The organism is Rhodococcus sp. As11 (assembly GCF_048957735.1).
GTDB lineage: Bacteria > Actinomycetota > Actinomycetes > Mycobacteriales > Mycobacteriaceae > Rhodococcus > Rhodococcus gordoniae.
The window spans coordinates 106,786-131,491 of sequence record NZ_JARDJE010000015.1 but is presented as its reverse complement, the minus strand read 5'-3'; the positions used below and the strand labels follow the sequence as shown (position 1 = coordinate 131,491).

General features: G+C 67.3%; 23 protein-coding genes and 1 tRNA gene. 9 read left to right on the top strand and 15 right to left on the bottom strand.

Translation table 11 applies throughout. The annotated features are described in order from the left end of the window. Window positions 1-4 precede the first annotated feature (4 nt). Window positions 5-799, bottom strand: coding sequence for an endonuclease III (gene nth / locus PV766_RS17940; protein WP_064062813.1), 795 nt, complete (start codon window positions 797-799; stop codon window positions 5-7). Window positions 800-872: 73 nt separating this feature from the next. Here nth and PV766_RS17935 point away from each other — a divergent pair, with 73 nt between their 5' ends. Further along, on the top strand, window positions 873-1,145 hold the full coding sequence (locus tag PV766_RS17935; protein ID WP_165369278.1) for a hypothetical protein: 273 nt from the start codon (window positions 873-875) through the stop codon (window positions 1,143-1,145). Window positions 1,146-1,336: 191 nt separating this feature from the next. Then, window positions 1,337-2,011: a Crp/Fnr family transcriptional regulator gene (locus PV766_RS17930; protein ID WP_016934470.1), complete on the top strand. Its 675-nt coding sequence runs from the start codon at window positions 1,337-1,339 to the stop codon at window positions 2,009-2,011. Between the two features lie 60 nt (window positions 2,012-2,071). Here the strand turns inward: PV766_RS17930 and PV766_RS17925 are convergent, their stop codons facing one another. The 3 genes from PV766_RS17925 to PV766_RS17915 all read right to left on the bottom strand — a co-directional run bounded on the left by PV766_RS17925 (window position 2,072) and on the right by PV766_RS17915 (window position 3,573). Then, window positions 2,072-2,860, bottom strand: a complete 789-nt coding sequence (locus PV766_RS17925; RefSeq protein ID WP_064062815.1) for an MBL fold metallo-hydrolase — start codon at window positions 2,858-2,860, stop codon at window positions 2,072-2,074. Between the two features lie 80 nt (window positions 2,861-2,940). After that, window positions 2,941-3,405 carry a RidA family protein gene (locus tag PV766_RS17920; RefSeq protein ID WP_064062816.1) on the bottom strand — a complete coding sequence of 155 codons (465 nt, stop codon included), beginning with the start codon at window positions 3,403-3,405 and terminating at the stop codon, window positions 2,941-2,943. A 3-nt stretch (window positions 3,406-3,408) separates the two neighbouring features. Then, a complete protein-coding gene (locus PV766_RS17915; RefSeq protein WP_006552429.1) occupies window positions 3,409-3,573 on the bottom strand; it encodes a DUF4177 domain-containing protein in 165 nt (54 codons plus the stop codon). 50 nt (window positions 3,574-3,623) lie between these two features. On the opposite strand from PV766_RS17915, the gene PV766_RS17910 reads away from it, so the two are divergent. Then, window positions 3,624-4,640: an ArsA family ATPase gene (locus tag PV766_RS17910; RefSeq protein ID WP_371053945.1), complete on the top strand. Its 1,017-nt coding sequence runs from the start codon at window positions 3,624-3,626 to the stop codon at window positions 4,638-4,640. Continuing rightward, the gene (locus PV766_RS17905; RefSeq protein ID WP_016934973.1) at window positions 4,637-5,767 is read left to right on the top strand and encodes an ArsA family ATPase; all 1,131 of its coding nucleotides are present in this window, start codon (window positions 4,637-4,639) and stop codon (window positions 5,765-5,767) included. Before PV766_RS17910 ends, PV766_RS17905 begins: the two co-directional genes overlap by 4 nt. A gap of 46 nt (window positions 5,768-5,813) precedes the next feature. On the opposite strand, the gene PV766_RS17900 is transcribed toward PV766_RS17905, so the two are convergent. Further along, entirely contained in the window at window positions 5,814-6,137 is a 324-nt protein-coding gene (locus tag PV766_RS17900; protein WP_006552432.1) for a WhiB family transcriptional regulator, read from the bottom strand. A 293-nt stretch (window positions 6,138-6,430) separates the two neighbouring features. Between PV766_RS17900 and PV766_RS17895 the strand changes: the two genes are divergently transcribed. Further along, entirely contained in the window at window positions 6,431-8,857 is a 2,427-nt protein-coding gene (locus PV766_RS17895; protein ID WP_421097553.1) for a penicillin-binding protein, read from the top strand. Between the two features lie 78 nt (window positions 8,858-8,935). Here PV766_RS17895 and PV766_RS17890 read toward each other — a convergent pair whose 3' ends face one another. Beyond that, window positions 8,936-9,412, bottom strand: coding sequence for a GatB/YqeY domain-containing protein (locus PV766_RS17890; RefSeq protein ID WP_421097543.1), 477 nt, complete (start codon window positions 9,410-9,412; stop codon window positions 8,936-8,938). Between the two features lie 66 nt (window positions 9,413-9,478). On the opposite strand from PV766_RS17890, the gene PV766_RS17885 reads away from it, so the two are divergent. Both PV766_RS17885 and PV766_RS17880 read left to right on the top strand, forming a co-directional pair. Continuing rightward, window positions 9,479-10,432: a metallophosphoesterase gene (locus tag PV766_RS17885; RefSeq protein WP_016934634.1), complete on the top strand. Its 954-nt coding sequence runs from the start codon at window positions 9,479-9,481 to the stop codon at window positions 10,430-10,432. 54 nt (window positions 10,433-10,486) lie between these two features. Continuing rightward, window positions 10,487-10,560: transfer RNA gene (locus tag PV766_RS17880), tRNA-Pro, on the top strand. Window positions 10,561-10,612: 52 nt separating this feature from the next. Here the strand turns inward: PV766_RS17880 and PV766_RS17875 are convergent. Beyond that, window positions 10,613-12,106: an amino acid permease gene (locus PV766_RS17875; protein ID WP_064062894.1), complete on the bottom strand. Its 1,494-nt coding sequence runs from the start codon at window positions 12,104-12,106 to the stop codon at window positions 10,613-10,615. 365 nt (window positions 12,107-12,471) lie between these two features. Here PV766_RS17875 and PV766_RS17870 point away from each other — a divergent pair, with 365 nt between their 5' ends. Next, a complete protein-coding gene (locus PV766_RS17870) occupies window positions 12,472-12,993 on the top strand; it encodes a YdcF family protein (protein WP_421097552.1) in 522 nt (173 codons plus the stop codon). Window positions 12,994-13,130: 137 nt separating this feature from the next. Then, on the top strand, window positions 13,131-15,143 hold the full coding sequence (locus tag PV766_RS17865; protein ID WP_421097542.1) for a TerD family protein: 2,013 nt from the start codon (window positions 13,131-13,133) through the stop codon (window positions 15,141-15,143). Window positions 15,144-15,162: 19 nt separating this feature from the next. On the opposite strand, the gene PV766_RS17860 is transcribed toward PV766_RS17865, so the two are convergent. The 8 genes from PV766_RS17860 to PV766_RS17825 form a co-directional block, all read right to left on the bottom strand. Beyond that, window positions 15,163-16,911 (bottom strand): cholesterol oxidase substrate-binding domain-containing protein, encoded by a 1,749-nt coding sequence (locus PV766_RS17860; protein ID WP_129977736.1) that lies wholly within the window; start codon window positions 16,909-16,911, stop codon window positions 15,163-15,165. 75 nt (window positions 16,912-16,986) lie between these two features. After that, the gene (locus PV766_RS17855; protein WP_016932507.1) at window positions 16,987-17,820 is read right to left on the bottom strand and encodes a metal-dependent hydrolase; all 834 of its coding nucleotides are present in this window, start codon (window positions 17,818-17,820) and stop codon (window positions 16,987-16,989) included. A 355-nt stretch (window positions 17,821-18,175) separates the two neighbouring features. Further along, on the bottom strand, window positions 18,176-19,636 hold the full coding sequence (locus PV766_RS17850; protein ID WP_129977737.1) for a catalase: 1,461 nt from the start codon (window positions 19,634-19,636) through the stop codon (window positions 18,176-18,178). A gap of 94 nt (window positions 19,637-19,730) precedes the next feature. Further along, window positions 19,731-20,165 carry a Fur family transcriptional regulator gene (locus tag PV766_RS17845; RefSeq protein ID WP_064062821.1) on the bottom strand — a complete coding sequence of 145 codons (435 nt, stop codon included), beginning with the start codon at window positions 20,163-20,165 and terminating at the stop codon, window positions 19,731-19,733. Window positions 20,166-20,270: 105 nt separating this feature from the next. Further along, window positions 20,271-20,903 carry an acetoacetate decarboxylase family protein gene (locus PV766_RS17840; protein ID WP_064062897.1) on the bottom strand — a complete coding sequence of 211 codons (633 nt, stop codon included), beginning with the start codon at window positions 20,901-20,903 and terminating at the stop codon, window positions 20,271-20,273. After that, window positions 20,896-22,608: an FAD-dependent oxidoreductase gene (locus tag PV766_RS17835; RefSeq protein ID WP_421097541.1), complete on the bottom strand. Its 1,713-nt coding sequence runs from the start codon at window positions 22,606-22,608 to the stop codon at window positions 20,896-20,898. Before PV766_RS17835 ends, PV766_RS17840 begins: the two co-directional genes overlap by 8 nt. Further along, window positions 22,605-24,110, bottom strand: coding sequence for a flavin-containing monooxygenase (locus tag PV766_RS17830; RefSeq protein ID WP_421097540.1), 1,506 nt, complete (start codon window positions 24,108-24,110; stop codon window positions 22,605-22,607). The genes PV766_RS17835 and PV766_RS17830 overlap by 4 nt, the downstream gene beginning before the upstream one ends. Then, window positions 24,107-24,685: a TetR/AcrR family transcriptional regulator gene (locus tag PV766_RS17825; protein ID WP_064062824.1), complete on the bottom strand. Its 579-nt coding sequence runs from the start codon at window positions 24,683-24,685 to the stop codon at window positions 24,107-24,109. Before PV766_RS17825 ends, PV766_RS17830 begins: the two co-directional genes overlap by 4 nt. Window positions 24,686-24,706 lie beyond the last annotated feature (21 nt).

Sequence of the window (24,706 nt, the reverse complement as noted above, 5' to 3'; positions counted from 1 at the left end):
TCCGTCACCGCCCGGCCAGCTCGAGCAGGTGCTCGGTCTCCGGTCCCTTCACCAGCGCGGCCGCGGTCTGCGGATCGGTGGGCCCGGTCCCGTAGGACGGGCAGTCCTTCGCGAGCACACACACCCCGCACGCGGGCTTGCGGGCATGGCACACCCGCCGGCCGTGGAAGATCACCCGATGGGACAGCAGCGTCCACTCCTTGCGTTCGATGAGTGCACCCACCGCATGCTCGATCTTGACGGGATCGGTCTCCTCGGTCCATTCCCAGCGGCGCACGAGCCGCTGGAAGTGGGTGTCGACGGTGATACCCGGCACATCGAAGGCGTTGCCGAGGATGACGTTGGCGGTCTTGCGGCCGATGCCGGGCAGCGCGACGAGATCCTTCAGGCGGGCGGGCACCTCGCCGTCGTGACGTTCGAGCAACGCCTGCCCCAGTCCGATCAGGGAGTTGGCCTTGTTGCGGTAGAAGCCGGTCGAGCGGATGTACTCCTCGAGCTCGGTGCGGTCGGCTTCCGCGTAGGCGCGGGCGTCCGGATACCGGGCGAACAGAGCCGGAGTCACCTGGTTGACCCGCACATCCGTGCACTGCGCCGACAGGATCGTTGCGACGGCGAGTTCGAGCGGAGTCGTGAAGTCCAGCTCGCAGTAGACGTGCGGAAATGCCTCGGCGAGGCGCCGGTTCATCCGTCGTGCGCGACGGACGAGGGCGAGGCGCGACTCCGGTCCGCGAGCCTTTCCGTTCACTCGGCGCGGGGCCGTCTCGGGGCTCTCGGACTGGGTGGCATGCACCTGATCCACTCTACGTAAACACTCCCCCCCAGGATTCGGCCCCGTGTCTCTTCCGAGATCTTTCCGGTGTTTACTTCCGGGTATGCAAGCTCTTGCTGTCGTCCTCTTCCCGGTGCTGCTCATGTTGTTCGCACTGTCCATGGAACGTGTCGAAGCGCGCTTGAGTCGGTTGTCCGTCCGTGAGCAGGAAGTGGAGGAGTTCCTCGACAAAGCGGACCACGCCGATGTCGCGGCACTTGCCCGGGAAGGTTTCCCCGGGGCCCTGGCCCGCTTCCAGCGTCGCCGCCGCCGCGGACCGAGCGTCGACGGATCGGATGATTCGGACGGCCATCTCCGCACCCGCCGCGCCAGCTGATCGACTACCTGCCGGTAGCCTCGAGGTACCGATGATCGGGTTCGTCGACCGTTTCCGTGGTATCGGTCACTCGTCCGTGCAGCGCGCACGATAGACTGGGCGCTCGTACGCCTGACAGGTGACCTGCCCGGGAAGTCCGTCGACGTGCAGACCCGGCAGTAGATGACGAATCATTCCCAAAAGGAGCGCACGTGGACGAGGTCCTGGCCAGAGCAGGCATCTTCCAAGGAGTCGAGCCCTCGGCGGTTGCGGCGCTGATCAAAGAGCTTCAGCCTGTAGATTTCCCGCGCGGCCATGTCATCTTCAACGAGGGTGAACCCGGCGACCGGCTGTACATCATCGTCTCCGGCAAGGTGAAGCTCGGGCGTCGTTCGCCCGACGGTCGCGAGAACCTCCTGACGATCATGGGCCCGTCCGACATGTTCGGCGAGCTGTCGATCTTCGACCCGGGTCCGCGCACCTCCACCGCCACCACCGTCACCGAGGTGCGTGCTGTGAGCATGGACCGCGAGGCGCTCAAGGCGTGGATCGACCAGCGCCCCGAGATCGCCGAGCAGCTCCTCCGGGTGCTCGCCCGACGTCTGCGTCGCACCAACAACAGCCTCGCCGACCTGATCTTCACCGACGTGCCCGGTCGAGTCGCCAAGGCGCTGCTGCAGCTCGCACAGCGCTTCGGCACCCAGGAGGCCGGCGCCCTGCGTGTCACGCACGACCTGACGCAGGAAGAGATCGCACAGCTCGTCGGCGCGTCCCGCGAGACCGTGAACAAGGCCCTGGCCGACTTCGCGCACCGCGGCTGGCTGCGCCTCGAAGGCAAGAGCGTGCTGATCTCCGACTCGGAGCGTCTGGCGCGACGCGCTCGCTGACCCACGGATCACCGAAAGGCCGGGCCGCTCGCTGCGTCCCGGCCTTTCGTGTGTCCTGTCTCAGCCGTGGCTGCGCAGGTAGTCCAGCTGCACGTTGACCGACTTCTCCGCCGCGCCCCACAGCGACGGGTCGACATCGGCGTAGACGTGCTCGACGACCTGCCGCGCCGAGGCGTCGGTGCCGAGGGTGCGCAGCGCACCTCGCACCTGTTCCAGCCGCCCCTCCCGGTGCGTGAGGTACTCCCGCGCGATCGTCTCGAGGTCGGGCAGCTCGGGACCGTGCCCCGGCAGCACGGTGTAGCCGCCGCCCAGACCGATGAGCGACCTCAGCGAGCTCAGATAGTCGCCGAGGTCGCCGTCCGAATCGTCGAGCACGGTCGTGCCGCGTCCCAGGATGGTGTCGGCGGTGAGCACACTCCGGTCGTCCTCGATCACGAACGACAGCGAGTCGGCGGTGTGCCCCGGCGTCGCGACCACCCGGATGCGCAGTCCCGCCGCCTCGACGACGTCGCCGCCGGACAACTGCTGCCCACCGCCGTGGCGGTGTTCCGGCAGGACCGCGTGCACCGGGCAGTCCGCGAGCTGCGAGAAACGCTCGGCACCCTCGGTGTGGTCGAAGTGGCGGTGACTGATGAGTGTCGCCGCCACCGGTACCCGCGCGATCCGCTCGAGATGTCCTTCGTCGAGGGGACCCGGATCGACCACGACACACTCGTCGCTGCCGGGAGCCCGGAGGATCCAGGTGTTCGTTCCCTCGAGAGACATGATCGAGGGATTCTCGGCCAGGATCACCGCGGCGTTCTCGGTGACCTGCCGCAGCTGCGCGTAGGCGGGGTGGACCAGCGCCATCACTTGTGCCTCTCGTGTCGAGTCCGTCGGAAGCCGCCCTCGCCGCCTGCCCGCCGATGCCGCAGCCGGAGGAGGTGGCGTCAGCGTACTTCCACCATCAGCTCGACCTCGACGGGAGCGCCGAGGGGCAGCTCCGCGACACCGACCGCCGAGCGGGCATGCGCCCCGACCTCGCCGAAGATCTCGCCGAGGATCTCGGACGCGCCGTTGATGACGCCGGGTTGCCCGGTGAAGCCCTCCGCGGACGCGACGAAGCCGACGACCTTCACGATGCTCGCGATGTTGTCGAGCCCGACGAGACCGTCGACGGCGGCGAGCGCGTTGAGCGCGGCGGTCCGGGCCGCGATCTTCGCCTCCTCCGCCGACACCTCCGCGCCCACCTTGCCGGTGTGCGTCAGCTTCCCGTCGACCAGCGGCAACTGACCGGAGGTGTAGACGACGTCGCCGTTGCGGACGGCGGGCACGTAGGCCGCCACCGGCGCGGCGACCGGCGGCAGGGTGATGCCGAGTTCGGTCAGGCGTTCGCTCCAGGTGTGGTGCGCCACGGATCAGCCCTTCGGACGCTTGAGGTAGGCGACGTGCTGTTCACCGGTGGGTCCGGGCAGAACGGTGACGAGCTCCCATCCGTCGGCGCCCCACTGGTCGAGGATCTGCTTGGTCGCGTGCGTGAGCAGCGGCACGGTTGCGTATTCCCATGTGGTGGTTTCACTCATGTCCTGACCCTATCCGGCACCGTTCACCGTCCACGACTTATAGGCTCGTGATCGTGGCATCTCCGACATCACATTCCGGCGAGTGGCCGACAGGCGCCGCCCAGGCGCGACTGCACTTCGTGTCCGGCAAGGGCGGCACCGGCAAGTCCACCGTGGCCGCTGCGCTCGCGCTGGCGCTCGCCGCCGGGGGGCGCAAGGTCCTGCTCGTCGAGACGGAGGGACGCCAGGGCATCGCCCAGTTGTTCGACGTACCGCCGCTCCCGCCGGTCGAGACGAAGATCGCCACCGCGCCGGGTGGCGGAGAGGTGTCGGCTCTCGCGATCGACATCGAGGCGGCCTTCCTCGAATACCTCGACATGTTCTACAACCTCGGATTCGCAGGTCGCGCGATGCGCCGGATGGGGGCGATCGAGTTCGTGACCACGCTCGCGCCGGGTCTGCGCGATGTGATCCTCACCGGCAAGATCAAGGAGACCGTGGTGCGGACCGACGCGTCGGGCACACCCGTCTACGACGCGGTGGTGGTCGATTCCCCGCCCACCGGCCGCATCGGCAGTTTCCTCGACGTCACCAAGGCCATGGCCGATCTCGCGAAGTCCGGTCCGATCCGGTCGCAGAGCGAGGGCGTGGTCCGGCTGCTGCACTCCGACCAGACCGTCGTCCATCTGGTGACCCTGCTCGAGGCACTGCCGGTGCAGGAGACGGCCGACGCGGTGGACGAACTCGAGGCCGCCGATCTCCGGATGGGAACGGTGATCGTCAACCGCACCGCCCCCGAACACCTGCCCGAGGAACTCGTCGACGACGTCGCCGCCGGACGCATCGAGGGCCCCGCGATCCGGTCGACCCTCGAACGGGTGTCCATCAAGCTCTCCGACGACGATTTCGCCGGCCTGCTGACCCAGACCATCGAGCACGCCGCGGTACTCCAGGCGCAACAGGTGAGCGCCGCTCAACTCGACGAAGTGAAGGTGGCACGCATGTCCCTACCGGCCCTCGCCGACGGTGTCGATCTCGGTGGCCTCTACGAACTCGCCGACGTCCTCGCCGAGCAGGGTGTCCGATGAGCGCACCGATCCGGAAGGCCCTCGACGTCGGCCGCATCCTGGACGACCGCTCGTCCCGGGTGATCGTGTGCTGCGGGTCGGGGGGTGTCGGCAAGACGACCACCGCTGCGGCACTCGCGCTGCGGGCCGCCGAACGGGGCCGCAGCGTCGTGGTGCTCACGATCGACCCGGCGCGGCGACTGGCACAGGCTCTCGGGGTCGCGTCGCTCGACAATTCACCGCAGAAGGTGGAGCTCGGGCCGGAAGCGAAGGGCGAGCTGCACGCGATGATGCTCAACATGCGTCGCACCTTCGACGACATGGTGCTCGAGCACTCGACACCGGAGAAGGCCCAGCAGATCCTCGACAACCCCTTCTACCAGACCGTGGCATCGTCGTTCTCCGGCACGCAGGAGTACATGGCGATGGAGAAGCTCGGTCAGCTCTCGCAGAGCGACGAGTGGGACCTCATCATCGTCGACACTCCGCCGTCCCGTAACGCGCTCGACTTCCTCGACGCTCCCCAGCGGCTCGGCGCGTTCCTCGACGGCCGGATGATCCGGCTCTTCACGGCTCCCGGGCGAGGCTTCGGCCGCTTGGTGACGGGTGCGATGGGGCTCGCGCTCAAGGCGGTCTCGACGATCGTCGGGAGCCAGATGCTGTCGGACGCGTCGGCCTTCGTGCAGTCGCTGGACTCGATGTTCGGTGGGTTCCGGGAACGCGCCAACCGCACCTACCGTTTGCTCCAGCAGCCGGGAACACACTTCATGGTGGTCGCGGCGCCCGAACCCGACGCTCTGCGCGAGGCGTCTTTCTTCGTGGAGCGACTCTCGGGCGACCGCATGCCGCTGTCGGGCCTGGTGCTCAACCGCACCCATCCGACACTGTCGGCACTTCCGTCCGATCACGCGCTCACCGCGGCGGATCAACTCGCCGAGGAGGAGGGGGTGGACGCGCACGCCGCGGAGGCCGTTCTCCGCATCCACGCTCATCGGGCCGTGATCGCCAAGCGGGAACTGCGGTTGCTACGCAACTTCACCGCGGCGCATCCCACCGTTCCCGTCGTCGGGGTGCCCTCGCTGCCCTTCGAGGTCTCCGATCTCGAGGCCCTACGGGCCGTGGGCGAGCAATTGACCCGCGAGGCGTGATGTCTCGCGGGTCATGATCTCGGCGGTTCGTACCGGGAGGTGGTGACTAGACCGCGCTCTGGTGCTGCCGCTGCGCCTGGAAGAAATCGGCCCAGGACTCGACCTCGGGGTGCTGCTTGAGGAGTGCACGACGCTGCCGTTCCGTCATGCCTCCCCACACACCGAACTCGACACGGTTGTCGAGGGCGTCCGCCCCGCACTCGAGCATCACCGGGCAGTGCCGGCAGATCACCGCGGCCTTGCGCTGCGCTGCGCCACGCACGAACAGTTCATCGGGATCGACTTCGCGGCAGCGAGCCTTGGAGACCCAAGCGATGCGCGCTTCGGCCTGATCGACGTCGAGTCGGGTCGTCGGGGTGGTCATGTGCATTCAGTTGCCCCTTTACATTCCGAACGCCGGTTCGCGGAGTTCGAGGTCTGCGCCGCCCGTGTGCCGCGACGGCGCGAAACCTGCCCGTCAAGGTGTTATCTGCGTCACACTGATGTCTCAATCTAGGTAAACTGATGCCCACGCGCAAGGCGAACGAAACCTTTTCTGGTACGTACGTACATAGTTGCACGTCGGAGGCGTTTTCGCCGGGTCTGTCGAGCCACGCCCGCTCCCTCGGAACCGCCGCCCGGTCCCCCGCCACGTACTGTGTAGGCGTGTCGATCCGAAGAACGGTGGCGAAGCTCGCCGGTTGCACGGCCCTCGGCGGCGTTCTCGTAGCAGGGATGCTCTTCCCGGCAGCGGGTGGATTCGGGTACCTCTCGAACCGCGCCGCGGACACCGTCGACAACAGTTCCGCAGAGCTCGTCGAAGGTGTCGTCCCTGCCGTGACGACCATGGTCGACAAGGCGGGTGAGCCCATCGCGTGGCTCTACGACCAACGCCGATTCGAGGTGCCGAGCGAGCAGATCTCCAACGAGATGAAGCTCGCGATCGTCTCGATCGAGGACAAGCGGTTCCCCGAGCACCAGGGCGTCGACTGGCAGGGCACCATCCGCGCATTCCTCACCAACACGACGAGCGGTCAGGTCGAGCAGGGCGCTTCCACGATCGACCAGCAGTACGTCAAGAACTACCTCCTGCACGTGATCGCGAAGACCGACGCCGAACGCCGCGCGGCGATCGAGACGACCCCGGCCCGCAAGATCCGTGAGATCCGCATGGCGTTGACGCTCGACGATCAGCTCACCAAGGACGAAATCCTCACCCGCTATCTGAACCTCGTCCCCTTCGGCAACGGATCGTTCGGCATCCAGGACGCCGCCCGGACCTACTTCGGCATCGACGCGAAGGACCTGAACATCCCGCAGGCCGCGATGCTCGCGGGCATGGTGCAGTCCAGCTCGGCGCTGAACCCGTACACGAATCCCGACGGCGTGCTCGCCCGGCGCAACATCGTGCTCGACACCATGATCGACAACATCCCGGAGCGCGCCGACGAGATCCGCGCCGCGAAAGAACTGCCGCTCGGCGTGCTGCCCGAACCGAACACGCTCCCGCGCGGCTGCATCGCGGCCGACGACCGCGGCTACTTCTGCGAGTACGCGCTGCAGTACCTCGAGAACTCCGGCCTGTCCCGTGAGCAGATCGACCGGGGCGGATATCTCATCCGCACGACCCTCGATCCCGAGGTCCAGGACTCCGTCAAGGCATCGCTCGACCGGTTCACCAGCCCCACCGTCGACGATGTGGCCTCCGTGATGAACGTGATCGAACCGGGACAGGATTCGCACAAGGTCCTTGCCATGGGGTCGAGCCGCAAGTTCGGGCTCGACGCCGAGGCCAAGGAGACGGTCCAGCCGCAGCCCTACTCGCTGGCGGGTCACGGCGCCGGGTCGATCTTCAAGATCTTCACCGTCGCGGCCGCTATGGAACAGGGTCTGGGCACGTCCGCCGTGCTCGACGTCCCGTCCCGCTACAACGCCCGTGGTCTGGGCGACGGCGGTGCCCGTGGCTGCCCGGCCAACTACTACTGCGTCGAGAACGCCGCGCCGTATCCGTCGCAACTGTCGGTGACCGACGCGCTGGCGCAGTCCCCGAACACGGCGTTCGTCAAGCTCATCGAGGCCACCGGCGTCGACGCGGTCGTCGACATGTCGGTGCGGCTGGGCCTGCGGTCGTACCTGCAGCCCCGCACCTCCGGTTTCGGCGACCAGTCGATGGCCGAGATGCAGAAGGACCAGCACCTCGGCTCGTACACGCTCGGCCCGACGTGGATCAACGCGCTCGAACTGTCGAACGTCGCGGCGACCCTCGCCTCGCACGGCAAGTGGTGCCCGCCCAGCCCGATCGAGGGAGTGTTCGACCGCGAGGGCAAGCCCGTCCCGATCACCCAGCAGGCCTGCGAGCAGGCCGTCGAGCCCGGACTCGCCGACACTCTCGCGACGGCGATGAGCAAGGACACCGCCGGCGGCGGCACCGCTTCGGGTGCCGCGGGTTCGGTGGGCTGGAACCTGCCGGTCGCGGCGAAGACCGGTACCACGGAGTCGCACATGTCGTCGGCGTTCCTCGGCTTCACCAACCGGTTCGCCGGGGTCGTCTACACCTACGGCGACTCCCCCACCCCGGGGCAGATCTGCTCGGGTCCGGTTCGCCCCTGCTACGACGGCAACCTCTTCGGTGGCACGGAGCCGGCTCGGACGTGGTTCTCGGCGATGCTGCCGGTCGCGAACAAGTTCGGTCCCGTCGAGCTCCCTGCCCCCGACCCGCGGTACGTCCGCGGTGCCGGTAACGCCCAGGTCCCCGACGTCACAGGCCTGTCGAAGGACCGCGCAGTGCAGCGCCTGCGCGACGCCGGTTTCTCGGTGTCGGAGGCGACGATCGCCGGTGAGGAACGCGCCGGAACCGTGACGGGCACGTCCCCGAGCGGCTCGGCGGTGCCGGGTTCGACGGTGACCTTGTTCATCAGCGACGGATCGGTCCGCGTGGCTCCCACCACCAGCGCCACCCCGGCGCGTCCGCGCGATCGCGAGGTTCCCGACACGACCCGCCCGTCGACCCGCGCGCCTGTTCCGGAACGTGAGCTGGAGCAGAGCGAGTCGAGTCCTCCCACGGACGAGGACTCCACTCCCACGACGACACCGAGTCGCCCCGACAACTGAGCCGCAGGGCGTCCACGGCCGTGCAGTTCTCGTCGCCCCTTCCTGGTGAAGGCCCGCGAGAACTGCACGGCCGTCCGGCTACAGGCGTGAACGAACGGCTGCGGACAAGCGCATGCCGTCGGCTTTTCCTGCCGCGATCTCGGTGGCGGCCTTCATCACCTGGCCCATGTTCTTCGGGCCCGGACGCGTTCCGAGTTCCTCGGCGACGCGCGCGAGTGCGGTGTCGACGACGTCGACGAGTTCGGCATCGGTCAGCGGCGTGGGCAGGTATTCGTCGATGATCCGCGCCTCGGCGTGCTCCTTGGCCGCGAGCTCGCCGCGTCCGTTCTCGGTGTAGATCTCGGCAGCCTCGCCGCGCTTCTTCGACTCCTTCGCGAGAACCTCGAGCACGTCGTCGTCGGAGAGCTCACGTGCCTCCTTGCCTGCCACCGCCTTGTTCCGGACCGCCGCCAGCAGCATCCGGAGCGTCTCGGTCCGCAGCTTGTCCTTGTCCTTCATCGCAGCCGTCAGGTCTGTCCGCAGTCTGGATTCGAGGGAGGATGTGGTGTTGCTCATGCCGGAAACGCTACGCGGGGCAAGCGAACCGCGTGCAGTGACCACACACGGCGGTACGCTGGAGAAGTGCCTGACCTGTCTGCAATTCGCCGTGTAACCCTCGGTGCTGCCGGCGCCGCCGCTCTCGGCCTCGGTTACGCCACGCTGATCGAACGGAATGCGTTCACCCTTCGCGAGGTCACGGTGCCGGTGCTCGCACCCGGCGCGTCGACACTGCGGGTGCTGCACATCAGCGACCTGCACATGACTCCCGACCAGAAGCTCAAACAGAACTGGTTGCGTGAGCTCGACAGCCTCGAGCCCGATCTCGTGGTGAACACGGGCGACAACCTCTCGCACCCGAAGGCCGTTCCGGCCGTCGTCCAGGCCCTCGGCGGGCTTCTCGCCCGCCCGGGTCTGTTCGTCTTCGGGAGCAACGACTATTTCGCTCCCGTGCTGAAGAACCCGCTCGCCTACTTCGACAAGAACCACGACCGGGTCTACGGTCCTCCGTTGCCGTGGGGCGACCTGCGCGCGGCGTTCACCGAGCGGGGCTGGCAGGACATGACACATGTGCGCCGCGACATCGAGGTGGGGGGTGTGCGCATCGCTGTCGGCGGTGTCGACGACCCGCACCTCGACCGCGACCGGTACGAGACGATTGCCGGTGCGGCCGATCCGTCGGCCGATCTGCGGCTGGGCATGACGCACTCCCCCGAGCCGCGGGTGCTCGACCGTTTCGCCGAGGACGGCTACGACCTCGTTCTCGCGGGCCATACCCACGGTGGTCAGCTGTGCCTGCCGTTCTACGGCGCGTTGGTGACCAATTGCGGAATCGACCGGTCGCGGGTGAAGGGCGCGTCGCGGTGGGGCGCTCACATGCGACTGCACGTCTCCGCGGGCATCGGCACGTCGCCGTTCGCTCCCGCGCGGTTCTTCTGTCGTCCGGAGGCCACCCTGCTGACCCTCGTTCCGGCCTCGCGCGACACCACGCAGCACACCAGTGGCGACGCGGCAGAGCGCGCAGGGTTACGTCGCTGACCAGCCGATTTAATCTTCTGCGGGCTCGTGTTGTAAGCTGACCGAGGTTCAATACGGGGTGTGGCGCAGCTTGGTAGCGCGCTTCGTTCGGGACGAAGAGGTCGTGGGTTCGAATCCCGCCACCCCGACTCGTGGAAGAACTCGTCAGGGCACTTTCTCCTCACGGAGAAGGTGCCCTGACTACGTTTGCGGGTCGGTGCGAACCCGAGACGGGGTCGCGAGGACGGAGTGGTTCCGGCTGTAGACGAAGTAGATGATCAGGCCGAGGAGCATCCACAGCACGAAACGCAGCCATGTCTCGACGGACAGATTCACCATCAGCCACACGCACGCGATCACCGCGAGAATCGGGACCAGCGGCACCAGCGGCACCCGGAACCCGCGTTCGAGATCCGGTCGTGTCCGCCGCAGCACGATCACACCGATCGACACGAGTACGAACGCGAAGAGCGTGCCGATGTTGACCATCTCCTCGAGCGTGCCCAGCGGCACGAGACCCGCGAGCAGCGCGACGACCACCGTCACGAGTACCGTCGTGCGCACCGGGGTTCCTCGACTGCCCGTGTGGGAGAGCCCGCGTGGCACGAGTCCGTCCCGCGCCATGGCGAACAACACCCTCGTCTGACCCAGCATCAGCACCATCACGACCGTCGTCAGACCCGCGAGGGCACCGATCGAGATCAGGTTCTTGGCCCAGTCCATCCCGTTGAGCGCGAACGCTGTCGCCAGCGTCGACTCGTCCCCTTCGAGGGCGGTGTAGTCGACCATGCCGGTGAGGACGAGGCTGACGGCCACGTACAGCACCGTCACGATCGCGAGCGAGCCGAGGATGCCGATCGGCACCGCCTTCTGCGGATGACGCGTTTCCTCGGCCGTGGTGGCGACGACGTCGAATCCGATGAACGCGAAGAACACCAGACTGGCTGCGGCCAGCAGCCCGTACCAGCCGAAGGTACTGCCTCCTGCGCCGGTGGCGAACGAGAACAGGGACTGATGCAGTCCGTCACCGGTGTCGCCGGCTTCCGAGGGTGGGATGAACGGCGAATAGTTCTCGGCCTTGATGTAGAAGGCGCCGAGAGCCACCACGAACAGCACCACCGCGATCTTGATCGACGTGATGACCAACGAGACCCGGGACGAGAGTTTGGTACCCGTGGCGAGCAGCACGCCGATCACGGCGACGATCAGGATCGCACCCCAGTCGACTTTCACCGGCCCGATCGTGAAGCTCGAGGACACGGTCATGACCTCGTGGAGGTAGAGCGACCACCCCTTCGCGACCACCGCCGCCGCGAGGGCGAATTCGAGGATGAGGTCCCATCCGATGATCCACGCGACGAATTCCCCGAAGGTCGCGAACGAGTAGGTGTAGGCGCTGCCGGCGACAGGCACGGTCGAGGCGAATTCGGCATAGCAGAGGGCGGCGAGAGCGCACGCGATCGCCGCGAAGACGAAGGCCAGTGACACCGACGGGCCGGCGACGTTGCCCGCGGTCCGGGCGGTGAGCGTGAAGATGCCGGCGCCGATGACGACTGCGACTCCGAACACGATGAGGTCCCAGGCGGTCAGATCCTTGCGCAGCCTCGAATCGGGTTCGTCGGTGTCGCGGATGGATTGCTCCACCGACTTGGCGCGAAGCAGTCCGGTCCTGGGGGGCCTACCGATCCGAGTCATCGCGATCCTCTCCCGGAAGGAACCCACCGCTTCGGGCACGAACCGAAGTGGCCGGCCGCCCTGTCGCAGGGTGTATGAGCAGAATATGCCGCTCGCTCCCGGATCGATGCCTCTCCACGGGAAAAACGGACGTCGCACCCTCGTAAAAGTTCTTCGAGTTTGTTTCAGAGGTAAAAACAGACTTGCCTCACTTAGACTGAAACGCGCCAGTGCACCCGCGAGACGTCCCGGCTCCGGTCGGGGGGAACGGAAATCGGCGGATGACGCGACGACACAGGGCCTCCCGGGAGAACACGCCGGAGAACTCCGGTGGTTCCACGCTGACGACCAGGCGCCGCTCCCGACGACGGTGGCTCGCCGTCCTCCTGCTCACCGTGTGTGCCTTCGTCGCCGCGGGCGTGCCCGTCTACGTGGCCCCGCAGATCGAAATCGAGAACCTGAGTCCGTACCGCCGAGCGGATGCGATCTTCGTCCTCGGCGGAGCGATATACGAGCGCTACCCCTATGCGCTCGAACTCGCGCTCGACGGCTTCGCGCCCCAGGTCGTCGTGTCGAATCCCAATGGAGCGAAAGATGTCTGGCTGACGGACCTCTGCAACCACCCGCGCTACGAATTTTCCGTCACGTGCTTCGAACCGGACCCACCCACCACGCGCGGTGAGGCGATGGAACTGAGCCGTCTCGCCCAGCAGCACGACTGGAAGAGCGTCATCGTCGTGACGTTCGTGCCACACGTCTCCCGGGCGCGTTTCATCCTCGAGCGCTGCTTCGACGGCGAACTCATCATGGCCGCCAGCCCCGGCGACATCGCCGTGTCGTACTGGGCGTGGGCGTACGCCTATCAGACCGCGGGTTACCTGCGGGCCTTCTCGCACACGGGGTGCTGAACGAATCTTCGGTGACGTGCATCCGGTTCCGAACGAGCTCCTCCGGTACACCGTGAAACATCGGAGCCGTTCCTTCCGATGTCTCCGTAGCACTCGATATCGCGCGCACGACCGACACTGGAACGAAGGTGCTCCTGATGGATTTCCCGGTTCTCGTCAAGGGGCAGAACATGCCGCTTCCTACAGATGTCTCGCAAGTCGACATCGTCTTGGGCTGGACGGAAGCGGACACAGAGGTCGATGCCTCGGCGTTGCTCCTCGCGGGTTCGGGCAAGGTCAGGTCGGACTCGGATTTCGTCTTCTACAACCAGCCGGAATCGGCCGACGGGTCCGTCCGCTTTCTCGGGAACGGCGCGACGGAGGAAGGCGCGCAGGCTCGCATCAGCATCGATCTCGCGACAGTGCCCGACGACGTACACACGATCGCGCTGGCAGGCAGCCTCTACGACGGCACGTTCGGCGACCTCGGCAAGCTCACTCTGCGGGTCGTGGATCCGACCGGGCGTCCCGTGGCCGAGTACGTCACTGCGGATGCGGACACCGAGTCCGCATTCGTGTTCGGCGAAGTCTACCGCCGGGACGGCGCCTGGAAGGTCCGTGCGGTCGGACAGGGATGGGCGTCCGGTCTGGCAGGACTCGCACAGGACTACGGCGTGGAGGTGGATGACGGCGGCGAGGTTCAGGAACCGTCCCCGGTCGATCCCTCCCCTACCGACGCGGAGAATCCGGTTTCTGCGCAGATTCCCGAGCCCGCCCCTGTCGCGACGACCGCCCCTACCGCGCGGCAGAAATCCGGCGTTCGCACGACCAAGCGAGTTGCCCGGAAGCCGAAGCCGATCACCTTCTCCCAGGCCGAGCAGGAGAGCTGGCAACCCGCCCGTCTCTTCTCCGTGGCCGGAATCGGCGCGGGAGACGAGCAGGAGCGTCGAGCGACTTCCGCGCTCGTCGCCACCATGCAGGCAGTTCCCCCGTTCGCGCGTGCCGTGTGCCTTCGTCTCGGCGCGCCCGCCGGCGCTTTCGAGGGTTACCTGGAGGTGCCTTACGAGCGAGGCGAATCGCGGGTGGTGCCCGATGCGGTACTCAAGGTCGCACGCGGAAGCCGCCGGTGGACGGGCCTGGTCGAGGTGAAGACGGGCAACGGCAAACTCAAGCGCGAACAGCTCGAGAACTATCTCGATGTCGCGCGCCGCAAGAAGTACGACGTCGTCGTCAGCATTTCCAACGACATTCCCGCCGCTGCGGGGGAACTCCCCGTCGCCGTGGACCGGCGCAAACTCACCAAGGTCACGCTTCGGCACCTCGCATGGGCAGAAATCGCTCACGAAGCACGCATGGTGTTGTCCCATGGAGAGTTGGAGAGCGATCTCCAGGACTGGATCCTGCGTGAGTTCCTCCGCTACATCGATCACCCCCGCAGTGGGGTTTCGGAATTCGTCGATATGGGACGGCACTGGGTCGCTGTTCGCGACGCGGTCACTGCCGGCACGCTTCGCGCCAGTGATTCCAAAGCGCTCACGGTTGCGAGCACCTGGGTCGCGTTGGCCCGTCACCTGGCGCTCCGGTTCACCGCAGAACTCGGCGTCCCGGTGACGCATGTTCTGCCGCGTCGTTTCACGACCGATCCGGACGCACGGAACGCCTCTATCGCGGACCGGCTCGCGACCGACGGGGTTTTCGAAGCGGTGTTACGAATCCCGGATACCGCAGGCGATCTCGTGGTCTCGGCGGATCTGCGCACCAACAAGGTCCGCTGTCGCACAACCGTCGATGCGCCCGATGAGGGGACTTCACGCAAGAGAGTGTCGTGGTTGGTCAAGCAACTGAAGACCGCACCCGGAAACGTGCAGCTCGAAGCTGCGTTCTCGGTACGCGGTAACGAAGCGTGCGAACATCTCGACACCGTGCGCGCGGATCCACGAGTGCTTACCGAGGGACGTGCAGGCGACATCGTGTCCTTCACCCTCGAGCAGACGTTCCCGCTGGGCAGTCGCCGCTCGTCCGGAACGGCGACGGGATTCATCACGAGCGTGACCGCTTCGGCCGACGTCTTCTACGGCGAGGTCGTTCAGCCGCTACGGGTATGGGTTCCCGCCGCTCCACAGCAGACGGAGCATTCAGCGCCGCTACGGACGGAGTCCGACGAGGATTGATTCAGTTCTCGGCCGTCGATCAGGGCAGCAAGCGGTCGAGGAACCGGTTGCTGAACACTCGATGCGGGTCGTGCCGTTCGAAGGCCGCGAGCGCGGCGTCCCAGCCCTGCCCGGACGGCAACCCGGTGCGGTACATGGCCGGCACCGTGCTCCCGAGGAAACCGGGATCGCGGTAGCCGCCTTGTTCGTCGAAAGCCCACCCCTTCGACCATTCCGACCGGAACGTCGCGTAGTCGCCCGAGTAGTGGGCGGCCATCCACTGTTCCATCTCCCGGAAGAAGGCCGGCATTCCGACGGTTCCGGGGATGGAGACCACGTTGAGCCAGATCGCGGTGTCCCAGTCGGGCCGGTCGGGACGAGGGCGCACCGGCGACAGGTCGGGCACTCCGGCGGCGTCGACGAGCACTTCGTCGACGTCGTCGATCTTGCACAGCCGCACCTCGAAGGGCATGTTGACGGGGTACTGCCCCTGCGAGGCGTAGTGCGTCATCCGTTCGTGCAGCCACGTCGTGAATTCGTTGATGACGCGGGCGATGTTGTCGCGCCGGGTCACGACGACGCCCCCGCCCGCGACGACCCGCAGGGTCGTCGCGCGGAGGTAGAACAGCAGGTCCTTGGACCATCCCCACAGGTCGCTCGTGCCGGTCGCGGCGAGCCCCGCCGCCACCGCACCGAACTGTGATGCGCCGAAGGCCGGTGTGACGCCCTGGGCGCCGCGCACGACCTGCCCCAGCAGGTCGGTGAGCTCTTCGGGGAGGCTGTCGGAGAAGAAGTAGTTGTACGGGCCCCGCACCTCGCGGGAGGCGGCGGGCTTCTCCGGCGACATCGACCAGATCTTGAGCCACGGCGTCTCGGTGAAGGGGAACCAGATCGCCTCGACCCGCCCGTGTTCCTCGACGTAGCGCTCGAAGGTGCGTCCCGGCGAGCCGGGCGGCGCGAACAGTTCGCGCCACGGGATGTCGGTGAAGCTCTGGCAGCGCACCCGGTAGTTCGCCCCGGCCTGCAGGGTCACCGAGGTGACGAAGGTGCGTCCGAGATGGGCGAGCAGTGGTCCGATCTCCGGTTCGGCACGCCGGAATTCGCGCAGTTCGTAGGCACCGGCCGACGGGTTCCACACCACGGCGGTCAGGGCCAGGACGAGATTGGAGAGGGATCCGAACGACTGGCCCGGGATCACCGTCTCCCCCGCTGCGGGATAGGTGGCGCCGTGGGCTCCGATCGACAGTGCGCCCGCGATGGAGATGTCGCCGATGGCGGGCGAATTGGCCCAGCCCAGTCCGTGCGCTTCGAGCGCGGTGAGGATCGCTTCGATGCTCGCCCCGCCGCCTGCCGTCACGCGCGGAGGTGCGGCGGCGGAGTCGACGACGACCTGATTCAGTTGCGACATGGTGTCGACCAGCACGACGTTGCCGATGTCCTGGCCGGCTTCGAGGGTGAGCGGGCTCCAACTGTGCATCGATCCACGAGGGCGGATGCGGAAGCCGTGGACGTGTGCCCAGTTGGCGAGGCGGACGACGTCGTCGGCGGTGCGCGCGGTCGCGGTCCACACCGCGTCGAACCGGATGGTCTTCGCCCAGTTGACGAACTGTTGCTGCGAGAGCGGGATGTCGGCCGGGAAATCCGGTGGCGCCGGGATGGTCGCGGCCGGGTCGCCGAGTGGCACCGCACCTGCGAGAGTCCATCCCGTGCCTGCGAGGACAGCGGCTCCGGCGGCCGCTCCGAGAAGACCGCGACGGCTGAGTGTGGGGCCTGAGGCTCGATCGCTCACGGGGCAGGTTCCGTTCTGTTCTGCGGGCACGGACTCCGCAAAAATAGAACAAGTTCTCTTTTCGTTCCAGTACTGCTACCGGTTTGCGCCGCCCTCGCTCCAGAACGACAGTCCCGACGCCTCCAGCGTGCCGAGGATGTGTTCGGGAGCGCCGTCGACCGACCAGATCCCCATCGCGACCGCCGCCACGGTCAGAGCGGGACCGAGGATGCCGAGCTCGAACGGGCCGCCCGCACGGATGGACAAGACCGAGGGCAGCTTGATCTCCCACCAGCGCGACCCGCGCCACGGCACGAACGGCGCGAGGAAGGGGATGCCTTCCTTGGTGATGGCATCCCCGAGACAGTGCGTGGCGCACCCGAGGGCCACCGCCACACCCAGGCCCGTCGATGCGACCTCCTGAGGGAACCACGTCCACGACAGGATCGACAGCACCGCAGCGCTCAGGGTGACGATCACCCACCCGCGCTTGTTGGCCCACGACCCGAACAGTCCCCGCAGAGCGAGACCGAGGGTGACGAACAGGACCCCGATGATCGCTTCCCTGCCGAAGCTCGCGACGAGTGCCGAGACTCCGGCGCCGAGCAGCGCCGCGAACAGTGCGGTGTGCGTCATGGTGCGGTGCCCGCCACGTCGCTTCCGGTCGCGGCTTCCCTTGGTGAGCGAGTAGTAACCGAGCGAGACCGCGTCGACGCCCTTGGCGCAGATCTGGCTCACAGGCCCGAACGACCTCGCGACCGTCGACTGTGCCGTGTCGAGATCCGGCAGCAGGGCCGCCCCCGAGCACACCGCCGCGAAGGCGAAAGTCTCCGCGGTGGACGCGGGCGCACCCCAGTCGGGAGGAAGCAGATCGGCGACGACGAGCCCCACCAGCGCTCCGGAAACTGCATGGGTAGGACCCATCACCATGTCGGGCAACACCTTTCGAAGAACGGCCGCGGACCCGCCCCGACGGGGACACCGCCGGTCCGGGTCTCCAACCTAACAACCACAGCCGACACAGCTGTCACACGCATGTTCGAACGAGCGATATGGTGCCCGGATACGGACGGGGCCGCCCCCTGGAGCGGTGGACGGCCCTGTCATCCGTGCCGGATTCCTCGTCCGCGAGGAAGATGGAGTTGTACCGTCGGCGCCGCGAACGGCGCATGACCGAAGGTCCGGAGGGAGAGCGACATGGATACCACGCTGATCGTGCTGGCGCTGGCAGCGCTGATCTACTGGTGGGGGCTCCTCTGATCCCGCCGGCTCCCCCGGCGACGGATCAGGCTCCGGCGCGCACGCCCGCCTCGACCCGCTTGCCGAGTTCCTCGTCGACATTGCGCCAGTACTCGAAGATCCGCTCGTAGAGCGCCTCCGAGGTACCGCCGAGGACGTGACCGACGATGTTGTTCACGAGCCGCTCACGTGCCGCGTCGTCCATCACCTCGCGGACGAGAGTGCCCGCCTGGGCGAAGTCGTCGTCCTCGCGGTGCTGCACGTATCCCGCACGCACGGCCTCGGTTCCGAAGTCCCACAGGCCTTCGTCACCGGCCCGCCCGGGGTCGGCGTGCGGGCCGCCGAAGCTGTTCGGTGCGTAGACCGGCGTCTGCGGGTCGCCGAAGGTGTAGGCCATGCTGCCCTCCTTGCTGTAGGAGTCGACACGGGCGGCCTTCGCGGAGTTCACCGGCAGCTGTGCGTGGTTGACGCCGATGCGGTAGCGATGGGCGTCGGCGTAGGAGAACACGCGGCCGAGCAGCATCTTGTCGGGCGAGAAACCGATGCCCGGCACGATGTTCGACGGCGCGAACGCGGCCTGCTCGATCTCCGCGAAGAAGTTGCGCGGGTTGCGGTTCAGGGTCATGGTGCCGACCTTGATCAACGGGTAGTCCTTCTGCGACCACACCTTGGTCAGGTCGAACGGGTTGAACCGGTAGTTCTCCGCCTCCGCGACCGGCATGATCTGCACGTGGAGCGTCCAGCTCGGGAACTCGCCGCGCTCGATCGCCGTGTACAGGTCGGCGCGGTGGTAGTCGGGATCGGAACCGGCCAGGCGGTCGGCCTCGGCCTGGGTGAGGAACTCGATGCCCTGGTCGGTCTTGAAGTGGTATTTCACCCAGAAGCGCTCACCGGCGGCATTGATCCACTGGTAGGTGTGCGAGCCGAAGCCGTCCATGTGCCGCCAGGTGCGCGGCAGGCCGCGGTCGCCCATCAGCCAGGTGACCTGGTGCGCCGTCTCGGGACGCAGAGTCCAGAAGTCCCACTGCATCGTGTGGTCGCGCAGGCCGGAGCCGGGCAGGCGCTTCTGCGAGTGGATGAAGTCGGGGAACTTGATGGGGTCCTTGATGAAGAAGACCGGGGTGTTGTTGCCGACGAGATCGTAGTTCCCGTCCTCGGTGTAGAACTTCAGGGCGAAGCCACGCGGGTCGCGCCAGGTGTCGGGGCTGCCCTGCTCACCGGCGACGGTCGAAAAGCGGGCCAGCATCTCGGTTGTCGCACCGGGCTGGAACAGCTCGGCCTTGGTGTAGGCGGAGACGTCCTCGGTGACGACGAGCTCACCGAACGCACCGGCGCCCTTGGCGTGCACGACGCGCTCGGGTACGCGTTCGCGGTTGAAGTGCGCGAGCTTCTCGACCAGGTAGTGGTCGTGGAGCAGGATCGGGCCCTGGGTGCCGGCGGTCAGCGACTCGTCGTCGCTCGCGACGGGGATACCGACGTTGTTCGTGGTGAAACGGGTGTTCGTCATGGATGACCTCCGAATACGTGGGTTCGGGTTCTCGGGACACGAACCCGGCAGCTCGACCCGTGGCGGGCCGGGCCACCGGCGAAGTGAGCGGGAGCTAGTTCTCGCGACAGGAGGGGCACAGGCCCCAGAAGGTGACCTCCGCTTCGTCGACGACGAAGCCGTGGTCGTCGGACGGCGTCAGACAGGGCGCGGCCCCCACGACGCAGTCGATGTCGACGACCGTGCCGCATGCGCGGCACACGAGGTGGTGATGGTTGTCGCCGATGCGGGTCTCGTACCGTGCGGGCGAACCGGCCGGTTCGATCCGGCGGAGCAGCCCGTTCCCCACGCATGCCTTGAGTACGTCGTACACAGCCTGCGTCGACACCGAACCGAGTTCGTCGCGCACATGTGCGGCGATCCGGTCTGCATCCGAATGAGGATGCTCGGCAACGGTTCTCAGTACGGCAACGCGGGGAGCGGTCACCCGCAGACCCACGGAGCGCAGTTGCTCCTGGGGGTCGAAGTGATCCTCACGTCCTTGTTGCACGACCCCAAGTATGCCCCTTTTCTGGAATAAGTCAAGAAAAGGATCGATGCGGCCGCCGGTGGACCGAACACCAGGTCCATCAGCGCACGCACGACACCCGGTGACCTACACCCGGTGCACGACCCGTGACCGGCCCGTCGACATCCGCCCGGAGGTGATGACGATGCCGTGGTGGGTGCCCGGGCGCAGCCAGCGGCTCAGCGTCGGCCCCTCCGCGGCGACGGTGACCCGCGCATAGCGGAACCTGCCCCGCAGCCGGGCCGTGGCGCGTCGGACCGCACCACCGGGAATCGGCTGGGCGAAGGTCAGCCCACCCGCGATCGGCAGTTCGGGCCCCTTCGGAACGGTCGACGTGGCGACACTCCACCGCGCGCCGGTCGCGGAGAAGTCGCCGAGGACGTCTCCGTCGAACTTCGCAAGCACCTTCGGCAGCTTCCAGTGCTCGCGACCTCCGTGCACCGACGGCTCGGAATCGACGGCGATGAACGGCACCGCCATCGCCGGGATCAGGCCGCGACGCAGAACCGGACTGGCGAGCACCTCGCGGTACGGTCCGACCGGCGAGTCGAGATAATCGACCGCCATCGCGAGCGTGACGGGCAGTGTCGGCCCGGTCGGGCCGTATTCGGCGGCCTCCGGCGTGCTGCGATGCCACCACAGGGTGGCCCGCACGGCGGCCGGCCAGGGCGGCGGCGGTGAGACCGGGTACTCGGTGCGGTCGTCCCTGCTCTCAGGCACTGTCCAGAGCACGGGTGCTCTCCTTTCGCACGGGGGTGATCGGGAGCCTCAGCGCCGCCGGAGCATCGACGGGCACGGCCGGTCGCACGGGCCGGACGGGCTGCACGGGTTCGTACGCGGAACCGAGCGGCGGCCGGTTGTCCTTCTGCCCCTTGTTCGGCCACAGCGCCATCGCACGCTCGGCCTGCGCGGTGATGGTGAGCGACGGGTTCACGCCGAGGTTGGCGCTCACCGCGGACCCGTCGACGACGTGCAGCCCCTCGTGTCCGTAGACGCGCAGATACGGATCGACGGTGCCGCTACGCGGTGAATCCCCGATCGCACAGCCGCCGAGAAAATGCGCCGTCATCGGGATGTCGAACAGGTCGGCGATCGAACCACCGGCGTCACCGCCGATCTTGTCGGCGACGCGGCGAACCGCCTCGTGGCCCACCGGGATCCACTCGGGGGGCGGGGTGCCCGGCCCCGGTTTGCCGGTCAGTCCCCGGCCGACCGGTGTGCGGCGCGTCGCGAGCTCGAGCGAGTTGTCGTCGGTCTGCATGACCAGGGCGATCACCGTGCGCTCCGACCAGTTCCGCACCGACAGCGAGCGGAGGAAGGCACCGGGATTCTTCGCGGCGACACCGAAGAACCTCAGCAGTCGCGGCATACGGGTGCCACCGTCCACGAGCAGCGTCTGGAGCAGGCCGATCAGATTGCTGCCCTTGCCGTACCGCACCGGCTCGATGTGCGTGTGGTCGTCGGGATGGAAGGACGACGTGATGGCCACGCCCTGCGTGTAGTCGACGACACGATCCTGCGCGGTCGCGGCGAGCACCGCCTCGGAGTTGGTCCGCACCACGGTGCCCAGAGCAGGCGACAGGTTCGGAAGATCACCCGTCTCCCGGCTCGCGAGCAGCAGGCGAGCCGTACCGTAGGTACCGGCTGCGACCACCACCTGGTCGGCCGTGAAGACCTTGCGCTGCTTCCTGATCCCGTCTGTGCCGCGGGTGTGGACCTCGTATCCGCCGCCCGGACGGGGCACCACACGGGTCACCGTGGTGAGTGCGTGGATGTGCGCACCGGCCTTCTCGGCGAGGTAGAGATAGTTCTTGACGAGCGTGTTCTTCGCTCCCACACGGCAACCCGTCATGCAGCTGCCGCATTCGGTGCATCCCGTGCGGTCGGGGCCCGCTCCGCCGAAGAACGGGTCGGGAACCGTCTTGCCGGGCTCGTCGAAGAACACACCGACCGGAGTGGTCGTGTAGGTGTGGCCCACACCCATCTCCTCGGCGACCTGGCGCATCACTTCGTCGGTGGGAGTGGTGCCGGGGTTGGGGCGCACCCCGAGCATCCGGGCCGCCTGGTCGTAGTAGGGCGTCAGTTCCGCTTCCCAGTCGGTGATGTGACCCCACTGCGGGTCGCGGAAGAAGGGCGTCGGGGGCTTGTACAGGGTGTTGGCGTAGTTCAGCGACCCACCGCCCACACCCGCACCGGCCATGACGAGCACGTTCGGCAGCAGGTGCATACGTTGCACCCCGTAGCACCCCAGCTGGGGCGCCCACAGGTACTTGCGCAGCCGCCAGCTCGTCTCGGGCAGCTCGTCGTCCTCGAAGCGCCGTCCGGCTTCGAGAACTCCCACCGTGTAACCCTTCTCGGTGGCGCGCAGTGCTGCAACGCTGCCGCCGAATCCGGATCCGATGACGAGGACGTCGTAGTGGGTCATGCGCTCGCCCCTCCCGTCGCTCGGTGCTCGGTGTAGCTCTCCGGGTCGAACTGCTTGGTCCGCGCCCGGTACTGCCACGTGAAGGTCGGCCACATCACGGAGTTGCGGCCCTTCTCGTCGATGTACCAGCTGCTGCAGCCACCCTGGTTCCAGACCGTGTCGTCCAGTGCCGGATCGAGGTCGGCGGTGTAACGGCGCACCGCGTCGTCGCGCACCTCCACGGCTGCAATTCCCCGGCGCTCCATCGTGCGCAGCGCGTCGGAGATGTAATCGGCCTGCGATTCGAGCATGTACACGATCGAGCTGTGACCGAGGTTGGTGTTGGGTCCGTACATGAGGAACAGGTTCGGGAAGCCGGGCACGGTGATCCCGAGATAGGCCGACGGACTGCCGTCCCACGTCTCGGCGAGAGTGCGGCCGTCGCTCCCACGGATATGGTGCGCGACAGGTGGTTCCGTCGGCGTGAAACCGGTGCCGAAGATGATCGTGTCGACGGGGTATTCGGTGCCGTCGTCGTCGACGACACCGTTCTCGGTGACCGCCGCCAGACCCGAGGACACGACGTCCACATTCGGCCGGGTGATGGCGGGGAACCAGTCGTTGGACAGGAGGATCCGCTTGCAGGTGATCACGAAGTCCGGTGTCAGACGCCTGCGCAGTTCGGGATCGCGCACGCTCCTGCGCAGTACCTGCCGGGCCCGAACCTCGAACAGCGGCAGGAAGCACTTACGGGCGAAAGGCTTCGTCATTCCGACGACGTAGATCTCCTTCTGCCCGTAGACCCCTGCGCGCACGATCTTCTGGGTGACGGGGAGACGCCGGTAGAGCGTGCGGACCGCCCGCGCGATGACGTGGTCGTGCTTGGGCATCACCCAGGAGGCGGTGCGCTGGAACAGCGTGAGGTGCTCGACGCGATCGACGATGGCCGGCACGAACTGGACGGCCGAGGCTCCCGTACCGATGACGGCGACACGCTCGCCGGTGAGGTCGTGGTCGTGATCCCACTCGGCCGAATGGAACTTCTTGCCGCGGAACAAGTCCAGTCCGGGCACCTTCGGGTGGACGGGCGTGGAGAGAGTGCCGGTCGCGGCGACGAGCACGTCGGCGGTCAGATCGCCGCGGGAGGTGGAGATCCGCCACACGGCACGCTCGGCATCCCACTGCGCCTCACGCAGTTCGCATCCGAACATCGTCCGGTCGGTCACACCCTGCTCACGGGCGACGCGGCGGAGGTACGCGTAGATCTCCTCCTGGGTGCCGTGCGCTCGCGACCAGTCGGGTTCGGGCGCGAAGGAGAACGAGTACAGCGCACTCGGAACATCGCATGCGGCACCGGGATAGGTGTTCACACGCCAGGTTCCACCGACATCGTCACCGCGCTCGAGGACGAGGACGTCGGCATCGAGGTTCTCGCGCAACAGCGTTGCGGCCATACCGATACCGCCGAAGCCCGCGCCGACGACGAGCGTGTGCACGTGATCGGGAAGCAGTGCGAGACTCATTTCATCACCAGCGCCTTCCAGACCGGGAGCAGGCGCTCCCGGAATTCTCGATCGGATTCGGGGGTACGCATCAGGGCCGAGACGGCGAAGCCTCGGGCGATTTCGATGCTGAGGTCGATGTGGTCGGGCGAGACCCGGTCGCCCATGATCTGGAGGCATCCGGTGCGAAGAGCGTCGGAGACCTTGCGCTCGAGCGGGATCATGGCCTCGTGCAGGGAGGGATCGGTCCGTGCCGCGACCCACAGTTCGAGCGCCGCGGCGAAGAGCGGCCCGGAGAAGGCATCCATGAGGGCCTCGAAGCCGTGCTCCGGGTCGGGCCGCGTCTCGAGGATCTCCCGCAGTCGCTTGTCGACGAGGTGTCCGACCGCCGCGACGACGAGACTCTCCTTCGTCGGGAAGTGGTGGAGCTGGGCGCCTCGCGAGACTCCGGCACGTTTGGCGATGCCCTGGGTGCTGGTGCCCGAGTAACCGTGTTCGACGAGCGAGTCGACCGCAGCGTCGAGCAGCTTGCCTCGCGTCGCGGCTGTGCGTTCCGCCTGGGTCCGACTACCGTTCGGCGCAGTGTCCTCGATCACGCTCCGAAGCGTAATGGGAAA

Coding starts and splice junctions, on each gene's coding strand:
- PV766_RS17935 (WP_165369278.1), top strand. CDS start 873: ATGCAAGCTCTTGCTGTCGTCCTCTTCCCGGTGCTGCTCATGTTGTTC.
- PV766_RS17925 (WP_064062815.1), bottom strand. CDS start 2,860: ATGGCGCTGGTCCACCCCGCCTACGCGCAGCTGCGGCAGGTCACCGAG.
- PV766_RS17915 (WP_006552429.1), bottom strand. CDS start 3,573: ATGAGTGAAACCACCACATGGGAATACGCAACCGTGCCGCTGCTCACG.
- PV766_RS17905 (WP_016934973.1), top strand. CDS start 4,637: ATGAGCGCACCGATCCGGAAGGCCCTCGACGTCGGCCGCATCCTGGAC.
- PV766_RS17900 (WP_006552432.1), bottom strand. CDS start 6,137: ATGCACATGACCACCCCGACGACCCGACTCGACGTCGATCAGGCCGAA.
- PV766_RS17890 (WP_421097543.1), bottom strand. CDS start 9,412: ATGAGCAACACCACATCCTCCCTCGAATCCAGACTGCGGACAGACCTG.
- PV766_RS17875 (WP_064062894.1), bottom strand. CDS start 12,106: ATGACTCGGATCGGTAGGCCCCCCAGGACCGGACTGCTTCGCGCCAAG.
- PV766_RS17865 (WP_421097542.1), top strand. CDS start 13,131: ATGGATTTCCCGGTTCTCGTCAAGGGGCAGAACATGCCGCTTCCTACA.
- PV766_RS17855 (WP_016932507.1), bottom strand. CDS start 17,820: ATGGTGATGGGTCCTACCCATGCAGTTTCCGGAGCGCTGGTGGGGCTC.
- PV766_RS17850 (WP_129977737.1), bottom strand. CDS start 19,636: ATGACGAACACCCGTTTCACCACGAACAACGTCGGTATCCCCGTCGCG.
- PV766_RS17835 (WP_421097541.1), bottom strand. CDS start 22,608: ATGACCCACTACGACGTCCTCGTCATCGGATCCGGATTCGGCGGCAGC.
- PV766_RS17830 (WP_421097540.1), bottom strand. CDS start 24,110: ATGAGTCTCGCACTGCTTCCCGATCACGTGCACACGCTCGTCGTCGGC.